The sequence below is a fragment of the Natrinema sp. LN54 genome (assembly GCF_052439245.1).
Classification (GTDB): domain Archaea; phylum Halobacteriota; class Halobacteria; order Halobacteriales; family Natrialbaceae; genus Natrinema; species Natrinema versiforme_A.
The window spans coordinates 316,364-339,756 of record NZ_JBQVRP010000004.1 but is presented as its reverse complement, the minus strand read 5'-3'; the positions used below and the strand labels follow the sequence as shown (position 1 = coordinate 339,756).

At 64.1% G+C, this 23,393-nt stretch carries 25 protein-coding genes; 8 read left to right on the top strand and 17 right to left on the bottom strand.

Features of this window, described 5'->3' with window-relative positions:
- The first annotated feature begins 295 nt into the window (after positions 1-295).
- Positions 296-1,684: a GntP family permease gene (locus ACT4ML_RS14190; protein WP_444721446.1), complete on the top strand. Its 1,389-nt coding sequence runs from the start codon at positions 296-298 to the stop codon at positions 1,682-1,684.
- Positions 1,685-1,765: 81 nt separating this feature from the next.
- Here ACT4ML_RS14190 and ACT4ML_RS14185 read toward each other — a convergent pair whose 3' ends face one another.
- From ACT4ML_RS14185 to ACT4ML_RS14155, 7 genes are all read right to left on the bottom strand, one after another.
- Positions 1,766-2,911 (bottom strand): ABC transporter ATP-binding protein, encoded by a 1,146-nt coding sequence (locus tag ACT4ML_RS14185; RefSeq protein WP_444721445.1) that lies wholly within the window; start codon positions 2,909-2,911, stop codon positions 1,766-1,768.
- A 1-nt stretch (position 2,912) separates the two neighbouring features.
- Positions 2,913-4,058, bottom strand: a complete 1,146-nt coding sequence (locus ACT4ML_RS14180; protein WP_444721444.1) for an ABC transporter ATP-binding protein — start codon at positions 4,056-4,058, stop codon at positions 2,913-2,915.
- A 3-nt stretch (positions 4,059-4,061) separates the two neighbouring features.
- On the bottom strand, positions 4,062-4,994 hold the full coding sequence (locus ACT4ML_RS14175) for a carbohydrate ABC transporter permease (RefSeq protein ID WP_444721443.1): 933 nt from the start codon (positions 4,992-4,994) through the stop codon (positions 4,062-4,064).
- 2 nt (positions 4,995-4,996) lie between these two features.
- Positions 4,997-5,950, bottom strand: coding sequence for a carbohydrate ABC transporter permease (locus ACT4ML_RS14170; protein ID WP_444721442.1), 954 nt, complete (start codon positions 5,948-5,950; stop codon positions 4,997-4,999).
- Between the two features lie 52 nt (positions 5,951-6,002).
- The gene (locus tag ACT4ML_RS14165) at positions 6,003-7,280 is read right to left on the bottom strand and encodes an ABC transporter substrate-binding protein (protein ID WP_444721441.1); all 1,278 of its coding nucleotides are present in this window, start codon (positions 7,278-7,280) and stop codon (positions 6,003-6,005) included.
- 382 nt (positions 7,281-7,662) lie between these two features.
- The gene (locus tag ACT4ML_RS14160) at positions 7,663-8,898 is read right to left on the bottom strand and encodes a mandelate racemase/muconate lactonizing enzyme family protein (protein ID WP_444721643.1); all 1,236 of its coding nucleotides are present in this window, start codon (positions 8,896-8,898) and stop codon (positions 7,663-7,665) included.
- A 75-nt stretch (positions 8,899-8,973) separates the two neighbouring features.
- A complete protein-coding gene (locus ACT4ML_RS14155) occupies positions 8,974-10,017 on the bottom strand; it encodes a zinc-dependent alcohol dehydrogenase (protein ID WP_444721440.1) in 1,044 nt (347 codons plus the stop codon).
- 109 nt (positions 10,018-10,126) lie between these two features.
- On the opposite strand from ACT4ML_RS14155, the gene ACT4ML_RS14150 reads away from it, so the two are divergent.
- Together ACT4ML_RS14150 and ACT4ML_RS14145 are read left to right on the top strand one after the other, a co-directional pair.
- On the top strand, positions 10,127-10,900 hold the full coding sequence (locus ACT4ML_RS14150; RefSeq protein ID WP_444721439.1) for an SDR family NAD(P)-dependent oxidoreductase: 774 nt from the start codon (positions 10,127-10,129) through the stop codon (positions 10,898-10,900).
- A gap of 33 nt (positions 10,901-10,933) precedes the next feature.
- Entirely contained in the window at positions 10,934-11,353 is a 420-nt protein-coding gene (locus ACT4ML_RS14145; protein WP_444721438.1) for a hypothetical protein, read from the top strand.
- 67 nt (positions 11,354-11,420) lie between these two features.
- Here ACT4ML_RS14145 and ACT4ML_RS14140 read toward each other — a convergent pair whose 3' ends face one another.
- Positions 11,421-12,185 carry an IclR family transcriptional regulator gene (locus ACT4ML_RS14140; RefSeq protein ID WP_444721437.1) on the bottom strand — a complete coding sequence of 255 codons (765 nt, stop codon included), beginning with the start codon at positions 12,183-12,185 and terminating at the stop codon, positions 11,421-11,423.
- A 1,221-nt stretch (positions 12,186-13,406) separates the two neighbouring features.
- Here ACT4ML_RS14140 and ACT4ML_RS14135 point away from each other — a divergent pair.
- The gene (locus ACT4ML_RS14135; protein WP_444721436.1) at positions 13,407-14,468 is read left to right on the top strand and encodes a zinc-dependent alcohol dehydrogenase family protein; all 1,062 of its coding nucleotides are present in this window, start codon (positions 13,407-13,409) and stop codon (positions 14,466-14,468) included.
- Between the two features lie 423 nt (positions 14,469-14,891).
- On the opposite strand, the gene ACT4ML_RS14130 is transcribed toward ACT4ML_RS14135, so the two are convergent.
- The gene (locus tag ACT4ML_RS14130; protein WP_444721435.1) at positions 14,892-15,137 is read right to left on the bottom strand and encodes a glutaredoxin family protein; all 246 of its coding nucleotides are present in this window, start codon (positions 15,135-15,137) and stop codon (positions 14,892-14,894) included.
- A gap of 135 nt (positions 15,138-15,272) precedes the next feature.
- Between ACT4ML_RS14130 and ACT4ML_RS14125 the strand changes: the two genes are divergently transcribed.
- Both ACT4ML_RS14125 and ACT4ML_RS14120 read left to right on the top strand, forming a co-directional pair.
- Complete coding sequence (locus ACT4ML_RS14125; RefSeq protein WP_444721434.1) at positions 15,273-16,283, top strand: Gfo/Idh/MocA family protein; 1,011 nt, start codon at positions 15,273-15,275, stop codon at positions 16,281-16,283.
- Between the two features lie 369 nt (positions 16,284-16,652).
- Positions 16,653-16,868, top strand: coding sequence for a hypothetical protein (locus ACT4ML_RS14120; protein WP_006432768.1), 216 nt, complete (start codon positions 16,653-16,655; stop codon positions 16,866-16,868).
- A gap of 109 nt (positions 16,869-16,977) precedes the next feature.
- Here ACT4ML_RS14120 and gvpM read toward each other — a convergent pair whose 3' ends face one another.
- The 8 genes from gvpM to ACT4ML_RS14080 form a co-directional block, all read right to left on the bottom strand.
- Positions 16,978-17,301 carry a gas vesicle protein GvpM gene (gene gvpM, locus ACT4ML_RS14115; RefSeq protein ID WP_444721433.1) on the bottom strand — a complete coding sequence of 108 codons (324 nt, stop codon included), beginning with the start codon at positions 17,299-17,301 and terminating at the stop codon, positions 16,978-16,980.
- The gene (gvpL, locus tag ACT4ML_RS14110; protein WP_444721432.1) at positions 17,298-18,257 is read right to left on the bottom strand and encodes a gas vesicle protein GvpL; all 960 of its coding nucleotides are present in this window, start codon (positions 18,255-18,257) and stop codon (positions 17,298-17,300) included. The genes gvpM and gvpL overlap by 4 nt, the downstream gene beginning before the upstream one ends.
- Positions 18,254-18,598, bottom strand: a complete 345-nt coding sequence (locus ACT4ML_RS14105; protein ID WP_444721431.1) for a gas vesicle protein K — start codon at positions 18,596-18,598, stop codon at positions 18,254-18,256. Before ACT4ML_RS14105 ends, gvpL begins: the two co-directional genes overlap by 4 nt.
- A complete protein-coding gene (gene gvpJ / locus ACT4ML_RS14100) occupies positions 18,595-19,215 on the bottom strand; it encodes a gas vesicle protein GvpJ (protein WP_444721430.1) in 621 nt (206 codons plus the stop codon). The genes ACT4ML_RS14105 and gvpJ overlap by 4 nt, the downstream gene beginning before the upstream one ends.
- Positions 19,216-19,292: 77 nt before the next feature.
- Positions 19,293-20,216, bottom strand: coding sequence for a hypothetical protein (locus tag ACT4ML_RS14095; protein ID WP_444721429.1), 924 nt, complete (start codon positions 20,214-20,216; stop codon positions 19,293-19,295).
- Positions 20,213-20,803 carry an Hsp20/alpha crystallin family protein gene (locus ACT4ML_RS14090; RefSeq protein ID WP_444721428.1) on the bottom strand — a complete coding sequence of 197 codons (591 nt, stop codon included), beginning with the start codon at positions 20,801-20,803 and terminating at the stop codon, positions 20,213-20,215. Before ACT4ML_RS14090 ends, ACT4ML_RS14095 begins: the two co-directional genes overlap by 4 nt.
- On the bottom strand, positions 20,804-21,058 hold the full coding sequence (gene gvpF / locus ACT4ML_RS14085) for a gas vesicle protein GvpF (protein ID WP_138244854.1): 255 nt from the start codon (positions 21,056-21,058) through the stop codon (positions 20,804-20,806). It lies immediately after the preceding gene.
- Between the two features lie 2 nt (positions 21,059-21,060).
- Positions 21,061-21,684, bottom strand: coding sequence for a GvpL/GvpF family gas vesicle protein (locus ACT4ML_RS14080; RefSeq protein ID WP_444721427.1), 624 nt, complete (start codon positions 21,682-21,684; stop codon positions 21,061-21,063).
- Positions 21,685-22,070: 386 nt separating this feature from the next.
- Here ACT4ML_RS14080 and gvpA point away from each other — a divergent pair, with 386 nt between their 5' ends.
- Together gvpA and gvpN are read left to right on the top strand one after the other, a co-directional pair.
- Complete coding sequence (gene gvpA / locus ACT4ML_RS14075) at positions 22,071-22,352, top strand: gas vesicle protein GvpA (protein WP_138244856.1); 282 nt, start codon at positions 22,071-22,073, stop codon at positions 22,350-22,352.
- A gap of 6 nt (positions 22,353-22,358) precedes the next feature.
- Positions 22,359-23,384: a gas vesicle protein GvpN gene (gene gvpN, locus ACT4ML_RS14070; RefSeq protein ID WP_444721426.1), complete on the top strand. Its 1,026-nt coding sequence runs from the start codon at positions 22,359-22,361 to the stop codon at positions 23,382-23,384.
- Positions 23,385-23,393 lie beyond the last annotated feature (9 nt).

Here is a 23,393-nt window from a genome sequence, read left to right as displayed (position 1 = left end):
CGAGCGAGTCCCTCCGAGAGCGCCCGCTCGAGGCGACGTGGTCGACACGGCCGTGCTCGGCCACACTGCCGGTGGGTTACTCGAGACGTGATTCGACGACCCCTGACTGGAGATACGCCGGGTACCGGTAACCGACCGAATCGGTCGCGACCGGTGCCATCCGCCTCTCGGAATGACTCGCCGTCAACTGCGTGTGCGTCGCTTTTACTCGCCCTCTCTCGAGTTGCTCTTTCGCCGAACTCATTTGTAATCATGAAAAACGATGATATATAACCATCAAATATGTGTGGGTGTGATGCTCAATAACACTGTGCTACAGTTAGGTGGACAGGCACCCCTCGTCTCGCTCGTCGCAGGTATCGTGGCGATCGTTCTGTTGCTAGTGGTCTTTGACCTTCCGGCGTTCGTCTCGCTCGTCATCGCGGGATTCACCGTCGGCATCGTCGCACCGGAGGTCGCCTTCGCCGAGGTCCCCGGCGAGTTCGCCTCGGCGTTCGGTGAGAACATGGCCGGGATCGGTATCCCGATCCTGATGGCCGCGATCATCGGAAAAGCGATGGTCGAAAGCGGCGCTGCGAACCGAATCGTCCGCGGGTTCACGAGCGTGTTCGGCGACGAGAACACGGAACTGTCGCTGTTCAGTAGCAGTTTCGTGATGTCGATTCCCGTGTTCTTCGACAACGTCTTCTACCTGCTCGCGCCGCTCGCGCGGTCCGCTCGAGCACGTATCGGGAAGAATTACACCCTGTACATCGTCGCGGTCGGGGCCGCCGGTGTCGTCACGCACGGGTTCGTGCCGCCGACGCCCGGCCCGCTGCTCGCCGTCGAGGAGTTCGACGCCAATCTCGGCAGCACGATCCTGATCGGCGTGCTCGTCGGCGTCCCGACCGCGCTCGTCTCGGGACTCGGATACGGCTACTGGATCAACCGCCGGCTCGAAATTCCGCTCCGCGATTCGATGGGCACGACGGTCGAAGAACTCGAGGCGCAAAACCAGATCCCGACGAGTTCGTTGCCGGGTATGGTCGAATCGCTGCTCCCGATTCTGCTCGCCGTGCTCCTCGTGACCGCGGACACGACCACGCAGACGATCCTCGGGGAAGACGCGGCAGTCAGAAACATCACCGGCTTCTTCGGCGATCCGAACCTCGCGCTCACGGCGGCCGCGCTGGCGGCGGCGCTGACGTACTTCCGCATGAGCGATCTCGACAGTGACGCGTTCTCCGACGAACTCACGGACGCGCTCAAGAGCGGCGGCAACATCGCCGCCATCACCGCGGCCGGCGGCGCGTTCGGTGCGATGCTGCAGGCGGCCGGTGCCGGCACGTACATCGCGAACAGTCTCGAAGGGGTCGGTCTCGGCCTGCTCGTGACCGCGTGGGTCATCGCCGCCGGCGTCCGCGTCGTCCAAGGGTCGGCGACTGTCGCGATCGTCACCACCGCGGGGATCATGGCCCCGCTCGCGAGCGGCCTCGACGTCAACGTCGCCTACCTCGTCATGGCCATCGGCGCGGGCGCGTCGTTCTGCTCGTGGTACAACGACTCCGGCTTCTGGATCGTCAAGGAGATCGGCGGCCTCACGCAGGGCGAGACGCTCAAGACGTGGACGGTCGCGACGACCCTCATCGGGATCACGGGCCTGCTCAGCACGCTCATCTTCTCGACGATCCTCCCGTTCGCCTGAATCGTCTCGCCGCGTTTGAAACGTAGTCGTCCCGCAGTCACACGCCGTTTTTTCGACCCGTCCTCGAAAACACAGATCCGCCTACGGGAGGACGCCGTCGGCCGTTCCGGTAAACGCCAGTCGGCGGTTCTTGACCGCCACTCCGCTCTCGGCGTCGAAGAGATGGATCGCCTCCTCGGGGAATTCGACGGTGACTCGATCACCGCCGCTGACCGTCGGCACGCCCTCGGTCGTCGCGATGAACTCCTCGGCCGCCGTCGCACCGTCGAACCGAAGATGGACGATGTTCTCGTTGCCCATCGGCTCGACGACCGAGACGTCCGCCTCGAATCCACGGTCTCCCGTCCCTCGGTCGCTGATCCGGATATCCTCCGGCCGAATCCCGAGCACGAGATCGGTTCCGTCCTCGAGGTCCGCGTCCAGTTCCGCGGACAACGGATACTTGAAGTCGTCGGTCACCAACGCGTCTCCCTCGAGAGTGCCGTCGAAGAAGTTCATCGACGGCTCGCCGATGAAGCCCGCGACGAACAGGTTGTTCGGCTCGTGATAGCATTCGAGGGGCGTGCCGACCTGCTGGAGTTCCCCCTGATCCAGTACGGCGATCCGGTCGCCCATCGTCATCGCCTCCGTCTGATCGTGGGTGACGTAGACCGTGGTCACGCCGAGTTGTTCTTGGAGGTGCTGGAGTTCGGTGCGCATCTCGGCGCGTAACTTCGCGTCGAGGTTCGAGAGCGGTTCGTCCATCAGGAACACGTCGGGATCGCGGACGATGGCCCGTCCGAGTGCGACCCGCTGTTGCTGGCCGCCCGAGAGTTCGCCGGGTTTGCGATCCAGCAAGTCGTCGATACCCATCAGCGCCGCCGTCTCCTCGACCGTCTCGGAGATCTCCGCACTCGAGAGATCCGTCGACTCCTCGAGTCCGAAGGACATGTTCTCGCGAACGGACTTGTGGGGATACAGCGCGTACGACTGAAAGACCATCGCGATGTCGCGGTCCTGTGCCGACACGTCGTTGACCGTCCGCTCGCCGAGTTTGACATCGCCGTCGGTGACCTCCTCGAGGCCGGCGATCATCCGCAGCGTCGTCGATTTCCCACAGCCCGACGGGCCGACGAGGACCAGAAAGTCCCCGTCGGGAACCTCGACCGAGACGTCTTCGACCGCAACGACACTCGCCTCTCCGTCCTGATACACCTTGGTTACGTCGTCGAGTTCTAAGCCCGCCATATTACACCTGTGTCAGTTCGCGTTCGGTTTCGAGCCGACGGTTGCGGAGCGCGTCGCCGCTCGTCCCGTCGAAGATGTGGATCGAATCCGGATCGAGCGTGACCACGACCGAGTCGCCCGGTTCGACGACGTGCATGCCGTCGGTCACCGCCTGCAAGACGTCGTGTTCGTCCGTCGCATCGGCGTGGGTGAGATGCACCACGTTCTGGTTGCCGTGCGTTTCGGCGACGGTCACGGTCATCGAGAACTCGTGCTCGCCGAGTTGGGTCGTCGCATCCTCCGCCCGTCGGACGTCGATCGCCTCCGGACGGATTCCGAGCACGAGGTCGTCGACATCGCCGACGGCGGCCTCGAGCCGTTCGTCGAACGGGTACTCGAGGTAATCGCCAGCGAACCCGTCCTCGGACCGGTGGCCGGACAGGAAGTTCATCATCGGCTCGCCGATGAAGCCCGCGACGAACTGGTTTGCGGGCTCGTGGTAGAGCTCGAGGGGTTCGCCGACCTGCTGCAGGCGACCGTCGTTTAGTACGGCGATCCGGTCGCCCATCGTCATCGCCTCCGTCTGGTTGTGGGTGACGTAGACCGTCGTCACGTCGAGGTCCTCCTGCAGGTTCTGGAGTTCGGACCGCATCTGTGCCCGGAGTTTGGCATCGAGGTTGGCGAGTGGCTCGTCCATCAGGAAGACTTCCGGATCGCGGACGATGGCTCGACCCAGCGCGACCCGCTGTTGCTGGCCGCCCGAGAGCTCGCCGGGCTTGCGATCGAGGAGGGACTCGATGCCGAGGTCGGCGGCGATCTCCTCGACGCGCGCGTCCATCTCGTCGGGGGTGTAGCCCTCCTCCTCTTCCAGTCCGAACCGGACGTTCTCCCGGATCGTCATGTGGGGATAGAGCGCGTAGTCCTGAAACACCATCGCGATATCCCGGTTCTGGGGAACGCGATAGTTCATGTGGTCACCGTCGATGTAGAGGTTGCCCTCCGTCGGCGTCTCGAGGCCGGCAATCATCCGCAGCGTCGTCGATTTCCCACAGCCCGACGGGCCGACGAGGACGAGGAACTCACTGTCTTCGACGTCGAGGGTGACGTCCTCGACGGCGACCGCGTCTCCGAACCGTTTCGTGATGTGATCGAGTTGAATGCGTCCCATCGATTATCCACTCTCCGTGCGCAGTCCTTTGGCGAACTCTTCGGCGAACGCGACGTACAGGAGGATGGTCGGCAGTGCTGCGAGGAACGCCGCCGACATCCGGATCCCGTAGTCGATCCCGGAGGTCGACGCGCCGACTGCCGGCAACAACAGCGTGATCGGTGCCGCGTCGGCGTTCGACCCTGCGATGAGCGTAAACGAGAACAGGAACTCGTTGTAGATCTGGGTGAACTGATAGATGAACACCACGCCGAACATCGGCTTCGAGATCGGCAGGACGATGCGCCGATAGATCTTCGTGATGCTCGCCCCGTCGATCTTCGCCGCTTCGACCAGCGAGTTCGGGAGGCCCTTGTAGTACGATCGGAAGAGGATCGTACAGATCGGGATCCCGTACGCGACGTGGGTGATTATTAGCGGAACGAGTTGCGAGTGATACCCCTGTAACAGCGGTATCACCGCGAACGTCGGCTCCAGCAGATCCGCAAGCGGGAAGATATTGTTCCAGAATCGCGACAGCGGGACCAGTACGGCCTGATACGGCACGAAAACGCCGACGAGGAACAGCGACAGCATGCCGATCTGGCCGCGCCAGCTGACCATCGTCAGGCCGTAGGCGGCCATGCTCGCGAGCAACACGTTGAGGATCGTCGCGGGAATGGCCATGAGCAGCGAGTTCACAAACGAGCGCGAGAGGCGCTCGAGCGCGAACTGGAGGTTCGACAGCGTGAACGTCTCTCCGGTCGGCGGTGCGAGCGGAAGCGAACGCGCCACGCCTTCGTTGGTCTTCAGTGCCGTCATGATCCCCGTCTCGAGGGGAATGAAGAAGAATCCGAGGAAGAAGATGACCAGTGCGTACTGGCCGATCCGCTTGAGGTTCACGTTCTCGACGAGCGACACGACATCGAGGTTCGAATCGGAGCTTGCTTGTGACATTGTTAGAGGCTCCCCTGTCGGTGCTGATAGACGAGATACGGCGCGATGACGCTCAGGGCTAACAGGAGCAACATCGTCGCGATCGCGGCCGAGTACGCCCACTTACCGAATTTGAACGCCTGACGGACCATCAGGGTGGCGAGGATGTCCGTTCCGTTCGGCGGTCGATACTGGCCCACGAGCGAGTAGAGGAAGGTAAACGCCTTGAGCGCGAACACCATCAGGACGACGGCGGCGCTGACGGACGATTCCTTTAGCTGTGGCACGATGATCCGCAGGTAGGTGCGAAGCGTACTCGCGCCGTCGACTTTCGCGGCTTCGAACTGATCGCGCGGGATCGACTGAAGCCCCGCCAGATAGACCACCATCGCGTACCCGCTGAACTGCCAGACCAGCGCGAAGATGACCGATGCAAGGGCAATCTCCGGATTCCCAAGCCAGTCGATCGGTTCGAATCCGAGTCCCGTCACGACGACGTTGAGGAATCCGCTCTCCTGATTGTACATCCAGCGCCAGAGCTGTGCCGTGACGACGAACGAAAGCGCCATCGGCAGCAGGTAGACGGTCTGTATCTTGTCCTTGTACCTAATTCCGTGATCCAGCAAGATCGCGAGGAACAGGCCCAAGATCAGCGAGACGGTCGTAAAGGCCACGAGCAGGATGAGATTGTTGATCGCGGCCTCACGGAACGCCTCGTTTGCAAACGCGGTCCGGTACATCTCGAGGTCGAGATTCGAGTACGTCGGCGAACTGATCCCAGAGAAGTCGGTAAACGAGATGAGAACGTTGTACCCGATGCCGCCGTACACGGCGATTCCCATCAGGACGAACGGGATCCCCCAGTAGGGCGACGACCGGACGAAGTCGCTGTTCAGGAAATACCTGAGCTTCGTTTGCCAGTCCACCACCTCCTCGGTCGGTGCTGTTGTCGATTCTGTCGTTTCCTGTGTTGCCATCAGCCTATTGACTCTGTCCCACGTTAATAAAAATTTAGGTATGATAACGTGCTTACTGAGAGACCGCGTCGAGCAGTCCGTCCGCCGCTGCTTCGGCGTCGTACGGGTTCTGGAAATTATTCCCGATCACGCTCTTACACTGGTCGAGGACCTCGGGTTCGACGGCGAGGCCGTGGGCGATCGTCGGCGGATACGATTCGGAGTCGGTCAGATGCTCGTAGGTCATCGCGAGGAAGTCCGTCAGTTCGTTCGGGTCGATGTCGGTTCGGAGCGGCACCGATCCCTTGGGGTTGTTGAACGCGATCTGGGCTTCCTTCGTTCCGACGTACTTCTGCCACTCGATCGTCTGTTCCTCGGTCGGGTTGCTGGCCGGCGTGACGAAGGAGTCGACGTGGTAGAAGTACACGCCCTCGGTTCCGGGGAACGGAATCCAGTCCCACTCCTCGCCGAAGTTGAAGCTGTCGTCGGCACGGAACATCCCGTACAGCCAATTGCCGCCGTGGATACACGCCGCTTCCGGCGGCTGGTCGGTATCGAGATCGCCGATGATCTTCTGTCCGGCCTCCGTGTAGCCGATCGAGGAGGCGTCTCCCGGAATGTAGTTCTCCCGGATCTCCTGGAGGACGTCGAACGCCTCGATCATCGCGTCCCGGTCGCCGTCGCCCTCGATGAAGTCCATGTATGCCTCGACGCCGCTCTGACTCGTCAGGATCTGTGCCCACGTCTGGAGCCCGGTAAACGGCGCCACCATCGCGTGCGAAAACGGCGTGACATCGGTTTCCTGATCGATCTGCTCGAGCGCGTCCATGAGATCGGAGACGCTACTGAGACTCTCGGCGTCGACGCCCGCTTCCTCGAAGACGGACGTATTGTAGAACAGGTTGTTCATTCGGTGGGAGCCGATCGGCACCACCGGCATCTTATCGTTGAACTCGCAGTAATCGATAACGCGATCCTGCATGACGTCCTTGTAGCCTTCGGCCTCCCAGACGTCCTCCTCGAGGTCCATCAGGCTGTCCCGGTAGCGCTCCAGGTTCTTGCCCGGCCAGTTGGCGAAGGCACTCATCACGTTCTGGTTCGTCAACCGACGCATGACGGTCGCGTTCAGGTCGACGTTGCCGTCCCCACCGACGGCCTGAAAGTTGTCCTGACTGATATCCGGGTTGTCGTCCGCGAACCCGCTGGTAAGCGCATCGATCGCTTCCTTGCCGTCACCCCCCGTCCAGCCGTGCAGGACTTCGAACTCGTCCGAGCCGGACCCACCGAGACACCCAGCCATGCCCAGAGCACCGCTCGCTGCGATCCCCGTGAGATACGTTCGCCTATCCATACTGCCAACCGGATTGTAATTGTCAACCATGCCGATTGTGAGGTGTTACCACTGACATATAAATCCATCGTAATTAATGGACTTTAATGGAGATCTCCGCGATCGCTCTCACCGTCTCCGATCGACAACGGGTCTCGAGCGGCGCTGTCTAGCCAGTAGACGGGAGACCGTCGCCCAGAGAAGCGGCAATCGGTGCGAAGGCGAATAGTGGGACAGACCCTCGCACTCGTCCTCGGTCGGTTCAGCGACGGCTCGTCGGACTCGAGGCGGATCGACTCGAATTCACGCCTCGTCAAACGACGCAAATCGGAGATTTGCAAGCACGATGAAGCTACGCTTCATCGAACAACCCGGAGCGAAGCTCCGTGAGCTTGACTTCGGCTCACGCCTCGTCAAACATCTCGGCACCGTCGGCCAGATGCTCCTCGACGGCGTCGAGATCGAGCGTGATCCCGAGACCCGGCTTCTCCGGCACTTCGGCGTACCCGTCCTCGATGATGTCTTCCTCGACGAGGTCCGACCACCAGCCGAGTTCGTAGGAGTGGTACTCCACGGCGAGCGAGTTCGAGATGGACGCCCCGACGTGGATGCTGGCCATGGTGCCGATCGGCGAGGAGACGTTGTGCATCGCGACCGGGACGTAGTACATGTCCGCGAGGTCGGCGATCTTCCGCGTCTCGCGCATGCCGCCGACGCGGGGGACGTCGGGCGCGACGATATCGACGGCCTGCTCCTCGAACAGCCGGCGGTTGCCGTGGTTCCGGTAGACGTTCTCGCCGACCGTGATCGGCGTCGAGGTCCGCTTGGTGACCTCCGCCTGTACGTCGTGGTTCTCCGGCGGGATCGGGTCCTCGAGCCACCAGACGTCGTACTCCTCTAAGCGATCGGCGAGTCGGTGTGCGCTGCCGGAACTGAACGACCAGTGGCAGTCGAAGGCGACGTCGGCGCGGTCGCCGACGCGCTCGGTGACCTTCTCGACGATCTCGGCCTTGTGTTCGATCTCGGGACCGCGCAGGTGACGGTTCGCGCGGTCCTTCTCGTGGCCCGAGGGAACGTCGAGGTCGAACTTCAGGGCGTCGTAACCGAGGTCCTCGACGACGCGTTCGGCCTCGTCGGCGCAGGCGTCGGGATCCGCTTCGTCCTCGGTGTGGCAGTCGCAGTACATCCGCATCTCGTCGCGGTACTTGCCACCGATGAGCTGGTAGGCCGGCACCTCGAGGATCTTCCCGGCAACGTCGTGCAGTGCGAGTTCGATCCCCGAAATCGCGGAGATCGCTTTCCCGGCGATCGATCCCTCACCGGAGAGCTTCTGGACGAGGTGTTCGTAGAGGCGATCGATGTCGAGCGGGTTCTCTCCCTCGAGGAACGGGGCCATCCGCTCGATGATCTCGCGTTCGCCGGCACCCCAGTAGGACTCGCCGTTGCCGACGAGGCCGGCGTCGGTGTAGACGCGGACCAGCGTCCACGGATAGTTGCCGTCGACGATAGTCGTCTGGACGTCCGTGATCTCGACGTCACGCGGCCCGCGGGAGTTCGAAACTCCCATCGTCTCCGCTGAGAGGTCGCGCATCGTATACTCTGCGTTCGGGTCGGACAGCTGTCTGTAATCCATCGACAGTCGTGAATTACGGTAGGCACTACTAAAACTTCCGTCTGAAACGGTCGCCTGACGAGAAAATATCAGTGGGGTAACTCAGTCCCGCAGGACCGAGACGTCGAAGACGGGTTTGCAGGTCCCGCCCTCGATGAAGGTCTCGAACGCTTCGTCGGGCTCGAGCAGGCTAAAGCGGTCGTCGATGAACGTCTCGGCGTCGACGTCGCCCGTGTCGATCAGGCGAAGCGCGTTCTCGAAGTCCTCGTACTTCGACGCGTAGGAACACTGCAGGTCGATCTCGGAGCGCACGAGCGGCGAGTAGGGCATCGTCGTCTCGCCGGTCTGTCCGATGAGGACGATCTGGCCCCCCTTCCGAACCTCGTCGACGGCCGACGGCAGTCCGGACGGGTGGCCCGTCGTGTCGAAGACGACGTCGTAGCCGATACCGTCGGTCAGTTCGTCGCGGACGGCGTCGAGATCGTCGTCGGCCACGTTGACCGTCTCGAACCCGAGTTCTTCGGCGAGCGGGAGGCGGTAGTCGCCGTCCTGGCCGACGCCGCTGACGACGACCTCGCCGCCCTGTGCGCGGGCGACCTGTGCGGTGAGGAGTCCGATCGGACCGGGCCCCTCGACGAGGACTCGAGTGCCGGCGCGCACACGGGAGTTCTGGATGACGGCTCGGGCAGCGATGCTGGTCGGTTCGACCATCGCCGCGTGTTGCTGTTCGACGCTGTCGGGGACGGGGTGGAGTGCGTCCTCGGGGACGGCGATATAGGGCTCGTAGGCACCGTCGTGGTCGACGCCCGTGATGACCGAGTTCTGGCAGACGTTCGATTCGCCGATCTCGCACTGGTAGCAGTCGCCACAGCCGCGGATCGGCCGCTCGACGACCCGGTCGCCGACCGCGAACTTCGTCACGGCGTCGCCGACCTCGACGACGCGACCCGAATACTCGTGGCCGATGACCGTCGGCAGTTCCATTCGTTCGAACGCCGATTCGAACTCGTAGATCCCCGCATCGCTCCCACAGAGGCCCGCATAATCGACCTCGATCAGCGCCTCGTCCGGTTCCGGTTCGGGCCGCTCGCGGTCGGCGAGTTCCATGGCTCCCTTGCTTCGACTGGTCTTGGCTAATCCGCGCATGATACCGTATCGTTCGTCCGCAATTATAATTCTGCGGGGTTCAGCATCGGACGGATCGCCCTCGCTCGAGAGGGTAAACATAATGAGGTCGGACGGTCTCGCTTGCGGTATGGTCGATTACCAACACAGTCCGGTGACCGTCAGTGGCAAGCGAGCCGTCGTCATCGGCGGGACGAGCGGGATCGGACAGGCGATCGCCCTCGGCTTCGCCGAGGAGGGTGCCGACGTCATCGCGACGAGCCGCAGCGAGGAGACGGTCGACGAGACCGCAACGGAAATCGAAGACCGCGGCGTCGAGACGGCGCGAGTCACCTGCGACGTCACCGAAGCCGACTCCCTCGAGCGCGTCCGCGAAACGGCGGTCGACGAACTCGGCGGTATCGACATCGTCGTCGCGTCGCAGGGGGCGATTTCCCGGGCGACGGTCCAGGACATCTCCGACGAGGACTGGGAGTTCGTCACCGACGTCGCACTCGACGGGGTCCGCCGCGTGACGCAGGCCTTCGCACCGGCGATGGAGGACGGCGGCTCGATCGTCAACATCTCCTCGCTGGCGGCTCGGCTCTCGATGGCGAACCTGCCGGCGTACACCGCCGCCAAGGGGGGCGTCGAAGCCTTCACACGCGCATCCGCGAAGGAACTCGCGCCCGATATCAGGGTCAACGCGATCGCGCCGGGATTCGTCATCACGCCCCAGAACGCGGACACCTACGCTGAGGGCACCGAGAAGCGCGAGCGCATCGACGATCGAACGCCGCTCGGTCGCGTCGCCGAGCGCGAGGAGATCGTCGGCGCGGCGATTTACCTCGCCAGCGACGCCGCCTCGTTCGTGACCGGCGAGGTCGTCACCGTCGACGGCGGGTTCGCGGACAGCGCCTTCTGATCGGCTCGTCGTGCCGACCGAACCAACGTTTTTGTGGGTCCGCCACTGGAATGTCAGGAGACGAATGCGAGAGATAGAGACACGGAGGATCAGCCGCCGCCGTACTACTGCTACCCGGAGTACGAGGACGCGATCGAACTGTTCCGAGCACTCGAGTCGGACGTGCTCTCGCTGACTCACTACGAGGTCTTCGAGGGCGACGCGGTGGATCGGTTCGTCGACGAGTCACTGGCGTTCGTCTCGGAACTCGATACCCTCGCGCTGGAACTCGTCGACGAGCACGGGACGATCACCCTCCGGAACGCGATCGACGGCGTCGTCGACCGTCGCGGCAGCTACGGGCTCGACGCCGACCTCGCGTATCCGCTGTCGGGACACTTCGCCGCTCACGTCGATCGCGGCACCCTCGAGCGAACGCAGACGGACGGCGTCGTCGCGTGGTGCCGGTCGTGAAATTCTTGTTCGTGATTGGTGAACAACGGTTTGTGTGGAGCAGTGACGAGGCCGAGTTGGCAACCGATCAGGAGTAGGTGAGATTCAGCTCGATGACGTTCGCCGCGCTCTTGAGGAGTTCGGGGAGTTCCGATTCGAGCCGCTCGCCCTTCATGCGACTCGTCGGCCCCGCGACGCTGAGCGCCCCGATCGGTCGGTCCTCGAGGTCCAGAATCGGAACGGCGACACAGCAGAGACCGCCGATTCGTTCCTCTCGATCGAACGCGACACCGCGGTCACGGATCTCCGCGAGTTCGGCTTTGAGTTCCCCGCGGTCGGTGATCGAGTGTTCGGTATCGGCCGACATCCCGTGATCGTCGAGGATCGTGTCGACGCGGTCCTCGGGCAGGTATGCGAGGATTGCCTTCCCGAGGCCCGTGTTGTGCAACGCGACACGGTGGCCGGTACTCGCGGCGACGTTGACGGCCTGATCGCCACGAACTCGGCAGACGTAGACTCCCTGTCCGTGTTCCTCGACGAGCAGATTCACGAGCTCGTCGGTCTCGTCGGCGATCGCTTCCATTTCGGGCCGGGCCGTCTCGTAGAGGTCGTCGCGCTGGCGCACGTACCGTCCGAGATCGAGAAACCGAAGCCCGATGTAGTACGTTCCGTCCTCCTTGACGACGTACTCCTCCTGCTCGAGCGTGCTGAGATAGTTGTAGACGCTACTTTTCGGCAGTTCGAGTTCGTTCGACAGTTCGGTGACGCCGGCGCCGTCGAGTCGACGCAGCGTCTGTAGAATGTCGAACGTCGTGACGACCGACTTCACTGGATTGTTCGCTCGCTTGCCCATATACTGACTAGTATACGTTTCCTATAAATATCTATGTGTTCATCATTCATGAACGTGCGGTCGTGAATACGAACCGGGCTTTCAGACCGCTGGCTCACGGTCCGCGTCCCATGACCGGTATATGCGTGTGAGGGACTACCGCTATCGCTCGAGTATGGTGTGGGTCGTTCATCCATAGAGAAAGTATGTTCTCCTATAACGCAAACATCCGAAATAGCCACTCGAATCAGCTGTGAGCACTGCTACCTCGGTTCTGACGATACGCCTCCTCCATCCGGAGTCGGATACGCGGTGTGAAAGTGACCCAGAGGAGCTGTTAACCGATATTACGCCACGGAATCATGTCGACAACCGTTCGCCATTACATAACGGTCGTTTGTCCCTTTGCGTGAACGGCTTCCGATCCGATTGTCCGTATCCGTGTGGGTCGCTGATCGAAACCCGCGCATGGATTACAGATGTATGTCTGTAATTTTCCCTCTCCGCTTCGCTGTTGATCGGTGAACGAACGACGGGCCGGATCGTGAACGGTGAGCGGATTGAGCATATTGCGAATCCCGTGTGGTGGTCAACGTGTACCGCTAACGGCTACTTCTGGATAGACATATGAATTCTTATGTAACGAGAATATAGTCGGGACCCGAATAGGTATAGTTAGGTTACTGTATCACGCATATTCAATCGTTCCGACGTACCGTATCGTCACCTAATCGAACCTTTCAGTGGGTTCTCGGGCTTGGAATAGCGGTTGGGGATGGAGAGTTAGTTGTCCAAACAGCGTCGCGACTCGAGTCGAGACCCGTAACCCCCTAAAAGCCCGATATAGATGCGCCTGTAGGCGATACGGAGAGACGATCCCGTGATCGGCCGTTTCTGTACATTCAGTAGGTAATTTCGACATGTTTGATATAGATCTATCACTGAGTACTGATATTTCCTCTGCAGCCGTGAACGACAGCGCGCCGATACCGTGGACAACCGGAGGCGAACCGAGAGAGTGTGCCACGGACCGGACCGATCGTCCAACTCGTCCATCTCCGTTCTCTGATTAATTGGTGAGCCGTTGTTCTCGCTCCGACTGTTCACTTCGTATTTCGACCGAGAGCGGTCTGCTTCCGACAACTGGCCGACGATACAACGCTATAAAACTCAAGATATATTTATTATAAATAAACCGCGAGTCGACCACACTTTTATACTCGTTCGTACTACTGGTAGACCATGAAAGCGGCCGTAATCGAGGAACATGGGGAACCGCTCGCTGTTAGAGACGTCGACTACCCGGAACCGACTCCGGATCAGGTCATCGTCGAAACGGAAGCGTGCGGGGTCTGTCGCAGCGACTGGCACGCGTGGCAGGGCGACTGGAGCTGGATCGGTGCCGGCGTTCCGGAGGGCCAGATCCTCGGCCACGAGCCGGCAGGTATCGTTTCGGCCGTCGGCGACGACGTCGAAACGCTCGAGGAGGGCGACCGCGTGGCGGTGCCGTTCCACCTCGGCGACGGGACCTGTACGCACTGCCGCGAGGGGCGAGCGAACAACTGCGAGACGGTCATTCCGCTCGGCCTGTCGGAGTACGCGCCGGGGGCGTTCGCGGAAGCCTTCCCCGTCCGCGAAGCCGACTTCAACTGCGTGAAACTCCCCGACGAGGTCGACTTCACCGAGATGGCCGGACTGGGCTGTCGGTTCATGACGGCCTATCACGCGCTGGCGGACCGCGCAAATCTCCGACCCGGTGACTGGGTCGCCGTCCACGGCTGTGGCGGCGTCGGCCTCTCGGCGATCCACATCGCGCAGGCGCTGGGCGCACACCCGATCGCGATCGATGTCCTCGACAGCAAACTCGAGCGGGCAGAGGAACTCGGCGCCGTCGAGACGATCAACAGCACCGAGGTAGACAGCGCGCCGCGGGCGGTCAAAGAGCTCACCGGCGACGGGGCCGACGTCTCGATCGACGCGCTGGGTATCACCGAGACCTGCCAGAATTCGGTCAACAGCCTCGGAACCCGCGGCAGCCACGTACAGGTCGGGCTGACGACCGGCGAGGAAGAGGGCCAGATCGATCTCCCGGTCGACGTGATGACGATGCAGGAAATCGACTTCCACGGCTCCTTCGGCATGCCGCTGGTCCGCTACGAGGAACTGTTCAACCTGATCGCACAGGGCACCCTCGAGCCGAGCAAGATCATCGGCGAGACGCTGTCGCTCGAGGAGGCGCCGGAGACGCTGGCCTCGATGGACGACTACGAGACGGTCGGCATTCCGGTCATCACGGAGTTCTGAGCGGGCTTCGAGGACGAGAATCAATCGACTGCGACCGACTGCACCGTTTTTTCCGATGCGAGCCGCTGGCTGTCTGGTGCGAGCACATGAGAATCCGCGAGCCGTCGCTCGTCGGTCGATTCTGAAACCCGGGCGGGGCGGGAACCGCCCTGGGCGTGAGAGACATGAGCGTACTCGAAGTGGGGGCGAGACCACGTCCGAGCGATCCGGGCATGAACGCACGCAATCGGCTGGTCAGCGCGTCGTGTAGGCCGAGCGCGTACCCGGCGGGGTCGTTCCTCCCCGCACGTTGGCCAACGGGCGTTCCGGGTATTGTTATGCGGACGTTTGGCTCCCGGTAGCGTCACCGGACCGGTCGCAGGCGGCGTCTAACCCGGCCGTAGCCCCGTGCTACGGATCGATCCCTCGCGTGCCGAATCGCGGTCAGGCGAGTGTCCGCTCGACGTACTCGAGGATGTTCTCCGACTCCGCCATCGTCACGCCGTGGTCCTCGTCGACGAGCACGGGGACGGCCCGCTGTCCCGAGACTCGCTTGACCTCGTCTCGGCCGGAGTGGAGCGCCGGGACCTCCTCGCGCTCGTACTCGATGTCCGCTTCCTCGAGACGGTCGGTGACGGCCTCGCAGTACGGACAGCCCTCGAGGACGTACATCGTGATGTTGCTTGCCATACGGGGACGTTCCCGGTGCGGACGGAAAGGGTTAGCGGCGGTTCGCCGCGACGGGCCGGAGACTGCCACCGGTCGCCGGCGGTGCTTGCCTGCGACGACTCCAGAGGGATGGCAGTGGAACTCGTGGAGTACCGTATGAGCGACAGCGCGACGACACGTCCGCTTCGGCTCGGTATCGTCGGTCTGGGATACATCGGAACCACCGTCGGCGGCCAGTTCCACCGCCATCCGGACGCGACCGTCCGGGCGATCTGCGATCTCGATTCGGATCGCCTCGAGCGGGTCGGTCGGGAGTTCGACGTGCCCGGCGACCGCCGGTACGCCGAGTACGCGGCGATGCTCGAGGACGGAGCCATCGACGCGGTCCTCGTCGGGACGCCCCACACGCTGCACTACGAGCAGGTCGTCGCCGCCCTCGAGCGGGACTGCCACGTCTACTGCGACAAGCCGCTGACGACCGACCTCGAGCGGGCCCGCGACCTCGCGAGCCGGGCCGAACGGAGTGATCAGACTGTTATGGTCGGCTATCAGCGCCACCTCCAGACGGCGTTCCGAACGGCCCGCGACCGGTTCGCCGACCGCGACCCGACGTGGCTGACCGCCTCGATCACGCAGGGCTGGATCGACGACTCGCGGGGGACGTGGCGGCTCGATCCGGAGCTTTCCGGCGGCGGCTTCCTGTACGATACGGGGAGTCACGTCCTCGACGGCGTCCTCTGGACGACCGGGCTCGAGCCCGAGTCCGTCGCCGCGAGCATGGACTTCCACGACGACGAGGAGCGGGTCGACCGCCGCGCCCACCTCGATGTCGAGTTCGCGAACGGGGCGACCGGGACGTTCTCGTTTCACGGCGACGCGCCGTCGGTCCGCGAGCACGCCCACCTCTGGGACGACGAGGGAGCGGTCTATCTCGAGGGGACACAGTGGGGCTCTCGGGACGTCCTCGAGATCGATTCCGACGCGGGAGAATACGCGCCGTACATCGACCCTCGAAGCGAGCGGTCCCGCGCCGAGGCCTTCCTCCAGAGCCTCGACGAGGGCACCGACCCGCCGGCGACGGTCCGGGACGCGCTCCGGGTGACGGCGCTGACCGAGGCGGCGTACGACGCGGCGAGAACCGGTGATCGGATCGCGGTCGACCGCTGAGGGCCGCCTCGAGGCCGGCGACTGACCGCCGGATTTCACTGTTCGGAGCGGCCGGAGATGTCCCGATTTCTGTCGGTCGAATCGGGTCGAAAGACGGCCGTGGCGGTAGATATTAATATCGGCGTTTCAGCAGGAAAGACGGTTTTTCGTCGGCCCAACCACTCCATAAACTCCGCTCGCGGACACCGGTTCCGTCCTGCGGTTATGGAGTTGTTACCCGCGGTCGATCGCGTCCGAACGGCGGCCGGCGTCGACCGGGGTCGACCGTTCGACCCGCGACGACTGCGGCGGCGGTAAGGCTGTGATAGTCGCGCGCCCCTTTCGGTTACAAGCCGGATAACTACAACCGGTCGTGGCTATCGAACGGGTATGATCACCTGCACTAACTGCGAGACGGCCCAGTTCCTGCAGATCACGCAGAGTCGCGTCTACTTCGAGGACGGCGAGATGATCAACGAAATCTCCGAGACCTACGAGTGCACCCTCTGTGGCGGGACGGGCCAGTACGTCTACGACGACGACAGCGACGAGGAAACCGTCACCGGCGACGTCGAGCACACGACGGAGCGCCCGAAGTACGCCTGACCGTCGGCCTCGGGCAGGGCCGACCGCCGGCCCGAGGATCGAATCGCTTCGGTCGACAGCCACCCCTCGCGTCTCGCAGGCTCCGGCCTCGCCGCCTCGAGTCGCCCGCTTATTCCGCCCCGTCGTCTCGGTTCTGTCCGTCTTCGTGAGAACTGCCGACGCCGAGTTCGGTCACTTCCTCGAATTCCGGCTCCGGATCCGGCTCGTCGTACTGACGGCGGCTGACGGCCGCGCGCCGGCGCTCGGCGTCCCATTCCTCGAAGAGGCCGTACTCGGTCATCGTCTCCATCCCGGCGATGGCCGCCGTGAGCTTGATGCCGACTAACGGAATCTCTGCGACCGAGACGATCACGTCCGCGCGGAGGATCGCGCCGTCCCTGAGCAACACGTCGAGCACGTCGACGAGCGCGTCGTCGTCCTTTCGCGGTCTCATGGCTGTGGGTTCGGATCGCTCGCGGTCGGGTCACCATTGCTGTCACCGCCGCCGAGTTCCGGTGCGAACGTGTACGGCGGCCACGGCCCGGTAAACCGGACCTCGAGGCCCTCGTTTGCGGCCACGTCGTCGAGTATCGAGCCGATCGCCCCCTCGTCGTCCTCGTGGGCCAGCAGCGTCAGGCGACAGAGCGTTTCGCCGTCGTCGTCACCGGCACTCGAGTCGTCCGACCCCGAGCCGTCCGCCACGTCGTCGGACAGTTTCGCGCTCGGCGAGCGCTCGAGGGCGTGGACCTCCCGCGCTTCGGCGGCCAATCGCTCCTCTACGTCGGCGGTCAGCGACTCCCGTCGCGCGGCCCGGAGTTCCGTGAGCCGCTGGTCGAACTTCTTCTCGAGCAGGAACGCGGTCCCCTCTCCGGAGTCGCCGATCTGTTCGTCGAGTTCGCGCAGGCGCTCGTCGCGCTCGATCAGCGACTCGTCGCTGATGGGGTCGATCTCGACGACCTCGACCCGGTACTCCCAGTGGCCGGCGAGTCCGTCGAGGGCTTGCTCGAGGGTGTCCGATTCCTCGCGGAGCCATTCGCGGACGCGGTCGTCGTCGCCCCGGAGGATGGTGTCGAACTGGAACGGGATCGGGGTCCCGAAGGCCTGTCCGGCCTCGTCGACGACCGTCTGATGGCGGACGAGCCACCGGCGAACCTGTGCGAGGTTCGCCGAGTCGTAGATGCCGTCACAGGGGTGGACGACGGCGCCGATGCCGTCCTCGACGACGACCGAGACGGGTTCGCCGTCGACGCCGGTCGTCTCGAGGTCGGCCTCCGCGTCGGTCCGAACGATGCAGTAGAGGTATCGTCCCTCGTCGATCGACGGCGTCTCGGCCGACTCGCCCGCCTCGCGGTTCTCGAGGGGGCGCTGCTCGGATTCCGCGGCGGGACCGCCGGAGCCGTCGCGGCTCATTCGTCCTCACCTCCGAAGACGGAGTAGCCGGGTTCGCGCACGGCCGTCGGCTCGCCGTGAAGCTGCTCGATCGCGTCGTTGACCAGTCCGTCCAGATCGCCGCGGAGGTCGTCGACGCCGTCCTCGATCCCCTCGTCTTCCTTGAGGTGCTCGATCTCGGCCTCGATCGTCGCGAGCTGTTCGCCGAGGCGTTCGATCTCCTCGTCCGAGAGGTTCCCCGACTCCATGCGGCGGACCGCCTCGCGCTCGAGGGCTTCGATCAGGATCTCGACGACGGTAATGACCAGGGTGACGAGCCCCTGACGCGCGTCTTCGCCGTCGCCGACGTCGATCGTGCTCACGACTCCTCACCCTCCGTCTCGGCCTCCGGGGCGGCCTCGTTTTCCTCGGCGTCGCTCTCGTCGGATTCCGCCCCGTCCCCGCTCGAGGCCCCACTCGAATCGTCGCCCGCGTTCGCGTCCGACTCCGAATCGTCACTGAGCAGGTCGAAACCGCCGCTGGTGGGCCGGTCGGGGTTCGGTCTGGCACCGAGGCGTTCGCTCACCAGTTCCTCGTCGCCGACGGCCAGATCGCTTTCGCCCGACTCGCCACCCTCGCCGTCGCTTCCGGTGCTATCGGCGTTGTCGGCACCCGAGTCGGTCGCCGCGTCGTCTTCCGCGGTCACGTTGACGCCGCGGGTCGGATCGATCACCGGGTTCGGTCGGTCTCCCTCCGCGAGTTCGGGTTCGTCGACCGCTTCGGCGACCCGCCGCATGTCCGTCCCCTCCGGGAACTCGAGGCCGTACTTCGCCGCGGTCTCGAAGGAGGCGATCGCGGCGCGCAGTTGCACGCCGAGCAGTTGGGTGTCGCCGATCGAGACGGCGATGTCGGCGTTGATGACGATTCCCTTGTCGAGCAGCATCTCGACGACTTCGGCGAGGTCGGCCTTCTGCCGGCTGGGCTGGAAGTCATCCGGCACTGCGCTCACCTCCGAGGGAGGCCGGCCGCTGGTTGCTCGTCCGCGTCGCACAGCCGTTCTGTCGTCCTGTTTGTGTGTCAGTCATTGTCGTTCCTCCGCTGTCGTTCCCGCTCGATCTCGAACCGGCGGCCGTAGATCCGCTTCCGGGTCGGTGCCGTCGAGAGTTTGACCTCCTGTGGGACCGTCGAATAGCGGGCACCGCCGCCGAGGTCGCGCCGTTCGGTCGGGATCGTCGCCGCCGCCGTCGGGTTCCGCGAGTTCGTGCTCGTGTCCTGTCGGCGCATCTTCTCGCGGTTGAACTCGTAGAGCTTCTCGAACTGTTCGTGGGTCTCGAGCAGCGCCGATCGGAAGGCGTCGATCCCCTCCATCGCCTGCTGCTGGATCGCCGCCTGATAGGCCTCCGGATCCTCCGCGACGTCGATGTCCCCGAGGGCCTCCTTCGCCGCGGAGCCGGCGTCCATCCCCGTGTCGAGGACGCCGTCCTCGTCGTCACCGAGCAGGCCATCGCCGTCCTCGCCGTCGCCGTTCGTGACGTCCGACACCGTATCTTCGAGCATCCCGGCGTCGTCGCCGTCCTCGAGGGCGTCCATAGCGTCGTCGAGTTCGCGCTTCTCCTGCCACACGTCGGTCAGGTCCGCGGCGTTCCACGCGTTCAGCAGGTCGATCGCGTCGAACAGCTCCGTGAAGTCGACGAGGTCGGTCACGCCGTGGTCGTCGTCGGCCAGCACGTCGGGAATCTCGCCGAGTTCGATCGCGTCGAGGAGTTCGTCCCCGTCGACTGCCTCGGGCAATTCGCTGAGATCCATCGCCTCGAGCAGTTCGCCGACCTCCTCGGCGACCCGCACGAGGTTGTCGAGGTCGCCGACGACCGTCTCGAGGGTGTCGTCGTCGAGGTCGTCGATCGCGTCGCTCTCGCCGAGGGTCTCCTCGAGCCGGCCGAGGCTCTCGGTCGCGTCCTCGAGCAGCGCGTCGAACGAGTCGCCCGCCTCGGCGTCGCTCATTCGTCGTCCTCCGTCTCATCCGGTTGGTCAGTTTCCGATCGTTCCGGCTGGACGTGGACGGTGAGCACGCCGTTCTTGAGCACCGCCTCGGCCGTCCTCTCCCGCCACGGAACGTCGACGCGGTCGAGTTCGTTCCCCTCGACGGCGACGACGAGCGTCGAGTCGTCGAAGCCGACCGTCACGTCGTCCGGGTCCGCACCGGCGACATCCGCGGTGACGAGCAGTTCGTCGTCGTGGGTCCGGGTCGCCACGTGGTGGTCGCTCGAGGGGCCGGAGGACCGAACCCGGCGCTTTCGCGATCGGTTGCTGTCGCCGTCGCCGGCCTGATTGCGGTTTCGATCACCCGAGCGGTCGTCGCCGAACCGGGCTCGATCGAGCGGCGAATCGCCCGAGAGATCGTCGGCCGATCGGATCGAGATGTCGTAATCGAAGATCGCCCGGTCGCCCCGCCGCCGTCCCGAAGTCGACGCCGGGCCGCTCTCGAGCGACTCCAGCGCGGACAGCAGGCTCGAGAGCCAGTGGTCGTTCTCGTAGGCGCGGTCGTCGGCCGATTCGTCGCGGTCGTCGTCGGGGTTGGTGTCGCTCATTTATCGTTTCACCTCTACGCGGCCGCTCGAGAGCTGCTCGTGGACGTCGCGGGCGGTCTCGAGCTCCGCCTCGAGTTCCTCTTTGCGGCGGCGGTACTCCTCCTCGGAGCGCTCGCCGAGTTCGTACAGCAGTTGGTTCTCCTTGAGTTCGTCCTCGAGGGCCTCCACGTCGTACATCTCGTCGAGCGCGATGGAGTGGAGCGCGTCGACGATGCCGACGAACGGCCGGAGCAGGAGGTCGTCGAGGACGAACATGGTTATTGCTGGGCTCCGATTTTCACGTCGACGAAGCTGTACGGCGCGAACGGACCGGTGTACTGGACCATCAGTTCGTCGCGGTCGTCCTCGAACTCGGCGACCGCGTCGTCGAACGTCTCGCGCTCGTCCTCGTCGACGAGATACGAGCGGTTGAGGACGAGCCGGTCGCTGAACAGGTCGTTCTCGACTGACTGGTCGGCGATCGGCTCGAGGCGCTCCGCGACGTCGTCCTCGAGGGCCTCGCGGTCGACGTCGGCGTCTTCCTCGCGGACGAGTTTGAGGCCGAGTTCGACTTTGCCCTCGATGTCGTTCATCGCGCGCCGGAACGCCGGTCGCGCCCCGCGGAGGACGTTCTTCAGCTCCCGGTCGCCTTCGAAGGCCATGCCGAACTGCATGGGCACGATGGTCGTGCCGCCGTCGTAGTCCATGATCTCGCGGAGGACCTCGTCGTGAATCTGGGCGTCCTCGTCGGTCTCCTCGGGATCGGTCGTGTCGATGTCGGAGACGACGGCACCGAGCCGGCGGTGGGAGATCGTGTAGACGCGGTCGGCACCGGCGACGGCGTCGGTCTCGAACTCGACGGTATCGGAGTCGACGATGCCGTAGACGTACCGGTTACTCATCGATGGATCACTCGCGTGGTGTGCATGTGGTTCGATCCTCCCTGCCCCGCGCTCATTAGTCGACGCCCGTTACGGATCCGTCGCCGAGACCTACGGGTCGATAAACGCGTGCGTAATACGTCTCGGTCGACGCTGGGACGGGTGGATGACATGGGACTATGATACGGCAGTCGCGTGTCGCACGGCCGAGGGGACCGCGACGAGCACTCGAGTATCGTCAGCGACTGTTCGTCACCGCGGTGGGTTACCGTGGTGCTTGCAGTCGCAGCCCGCTGCGTCGATTCGCAGTGAACCCGCGATAGCCGCGCCGACGGCGACCGCATTCGGGTCGGCTTGCAGTCGCAGTCCCAGTCGTGTTACGAGACGGCGGGTAAACGGGAGGTGTTATGGCACAACGAACACCCGATTCCTCGAGTCTGGCGGAAGTACTCGACCGTGTCCTCGACAAAGGCGTCGTCATCGACGTCTGGGCCCGCATCTCGGTCGTCGGGATCGAGCTGCTGACGATCGAAGCCCGCGTCGTCGTCGCGTCGGTCGACACGTTCCTGCACTACGCGGAGGAGATCGCAAAAATTGAACAGGCCACCGCAGAGGGCGACCTCGACGAACTCGAGGAACTCGAGGTCGAGCCGCGTCCCGAATCGTCGCCGAAGTCGGCATCGGAGTAACTCTCGATGGCCGACGACACGTCGCGCAAGCGCAAGGTCCGCGGGACGAAGATCAGGGCCAGTCGCGAGCAGAAGGAGGGTCGCAGAGCGAAGAAAGAGCTCGCGCGAAAGGCACCGACAGACAGCGAACGCAACGGCGACAGTCCCCTCTCCGATCCCGGAGAGGTCGTTCCCGAGCCGTTCGTCGAGACCGACGCCGTCGAATCGCTCCGGGGCCGGATCAACGGCTGGCTCGAGGCGGACCAGCCGGTCCACCTGATCGGGCCGACGGGCTGTGGGAAAACGGCGCTCGCGCTCTCGGCGGCCGCCGAACGCGGACGGCCGGTCGTCTGGCTCAACGGTGACGAGGCGGTCGACACCGCCGCGCTCGTCGGCTCCCACGCCGGCGGCGAACGCTACGAAGAGCACGACCGGTACGTCAGCGGCGTCGACAAGAAGACCCAGATCGTCCGCGAACGGTGGGTCGATAACCCGCTCTCGGTCGCGGTCCGGGAGGGCGCGACGCTCGTTTATAACGAGTTCTCGCGCAGCGATCCCGCGGCCCACAACGTCCTGCTCTCGGTCTTCGAGGAGGGCGTCCTCGAGCGACCGGGGAAACGGGGCGCGGATCGGACGATCGACGTCCACCCCGAGTTCCGGGCGATCCTCACGTCGAACGACGTGGAGTACGCCGGCGTCCACGAACAGCAGGACGCGCTGCTCGACCGGTTCATCGGCGTCCACGTCAACTACTACGACGAGGAGACCGAGCGCGAGATCGTCGGCGCACACGTCGACCTCTCGGACGACGACATCGCGACGATCGTCGCGAAGACGCGAGCGCTCCGGGACGAACTCGACATCGTCGTCGGGACCCGCGCGGCGATCACCGCCGCGAAGGGACTCGCCGTCTTCGACGGCCACGACGGGAGCGGCGAGTTCGACGACGAGACGTTGACCCACGTCTTCACGGACGTTCTCGTCCCGAAAATCGCCGGCGAGAACGGCGGCGACGTCGACGAACTGCGATCGCAGATCGACGAGACCATCTGACCCGACACG

Excerpts from the sequence above, each read along its gene's own strand:
- gvpM (WP_444721433.1), bottom strand. The coding sequence starts at position 17,301 with ATGAGACCGCGAAAGGACGACGACGCGCTCGTCGACGTGCTCGACGTG.
- gvpN (WP_444721426.1), top strand. The coding sequence starts at position 22,359 with ATGGCCGACGACACGTCGCGCAAGCGCAAGGTCCGCGGGACGAAGATC.
- gvpF (WP_138244854.1), bottom strand. The coding sequence starts at position 21,058 with ATGTTCGTCCTCGACGACCTCCTGCTCCGGCCGTTCGTCGGCATCGTC.
- ACT4ML_RS14170 (WP_444721442.1), bottom strand. The coding sequence starts at position 5,950 with ATGGCAACACAGGAAACGACAGAATCGACAACAGCACCGACCGAGGAG.
- gvpA (WP_138244856.1), top strand. The coding sequence starts at position 22,071 with ATGGCACAACGAACACCCGATTCCTCGAGTCTGGCGGAAGTACTCGAC.
- ACT4ML_RS14140 (WP_444721437.1), bottom strand. The coding sequence starts at position 12,185 with ATGGGCAAGCGAGCGAACAATCCAGTGAAGTCGGTCGTCACGACGTTC.
- ACT4ML_RS14080 (WP_444721427.1), bottom strand. The coding sequence starts at position 21,684 with ATGAGTAACCGGTACGTCTACGGCATCGTCGACTCCGATACCGTCGAG.
- ACT4ML_RS14175 (WP_444721443.1), bottom strand. The coding sequence starts at position 4,994 with ATGTCACAAGCAAGCTCCGATTCGAACCTCGATGTCGTGTCGCTCGTC.
- ACT4ML_RS14135 (WP_444721436.1), top strand. The coding sequence starts at position 13,407 with ATGAAAGCGGCCGTAATCGAGGAACATGGGGAACCGCTCGCTGTTAGA.
- ACT4ML_RS14095 (WP_444721429.1), bottom strand. The coding sequence starts at position 20,216 with ATGAGCGACGCCGAGGCGGGCGACTCGTTCGACGCGCTGCTCGAGGAC.
- ACT4ML_RS14125 (WP_444721434.1), top strand. The coding sequence starts at position 15,273 with ATGAGCGACAGCGCGACGACACGTCCGCTTCGGCTCGGTATCGTCGGT.
- ACT4ML_RS14180 (WP_444721444.1), bottom strand. The coding sequence starts at position 4,058 with ATGGGACGCATTCAACTCGATCACATCACGAAACGGTTCGGAGACGCG.
- ACT4ML_RS14185 (WP_444721445.1), bottom strand. The coding sequence starts at position 2,911 with ATGGCGGGCTTAGAACTCGACGACGTAACCAAGGTGTATCAGGACGGA.
- ACT4ML_RS14120 (WP_006432768.1), top strand. The coding sequence starts at position 16,653 with ATGATCACCTGCACTAACTGCGAGACGGCCCAGTTCCTGCAGATCACG.
- ACT4ML_RS14130 (WP_444721435.1), bottom strand. The coding sequence starts at position 15,137 with ATGGCAAGCAACATCACGATGTACGTCCTCGAGGGCTGTCCGTACTGC.
- ACT4ML_RS14190 (WP_444721446.1), top strand. The coding sequence starts at position 296 with ATGCTCAATAACACTGTGCTACAGTTAGGTGGACAGGCACCCCTCGTC.
- ACT4ML_RS14165 (WP_444721441.1), bottom strand. The coding sequence starts at position 7,280 with ATGGATAGGCGAACGTATCTCACGGGGATCGCAGCGAGCGGTGCTCTG.
- ACT4ML_RS14155 (WP_444721440.1), bottom strand. The coding sequence starts at position 10,017 with ATGCGCGGATTAGCCAAGACCAGTCGAAGCAAGGGAGCCATGGAACTC.
- gvpL (WP_444721432.1), bottom strand. The coding sequence starts at position 18,257 with ATGAGCCGCGACGGCTCCGGCGGTCCCGCCGCGGAATCCGAGCAGCGC.
- ACT4ML_RS14090 (WP_444721428.1), bottom strand. The coding sequence starts at position 20,803 with ATGAGCGACACCAACCCCGACGACGACCGCGACGAATCGGCCGACGAC.
- ACT4ML_RS14150 (WP_444721439.1), top strand. The coding sequence starts at position 10,127 with ATGGTCGATTACCAACACAGTCCGGTGACCGTCAGTGGCAAGCGAGCC.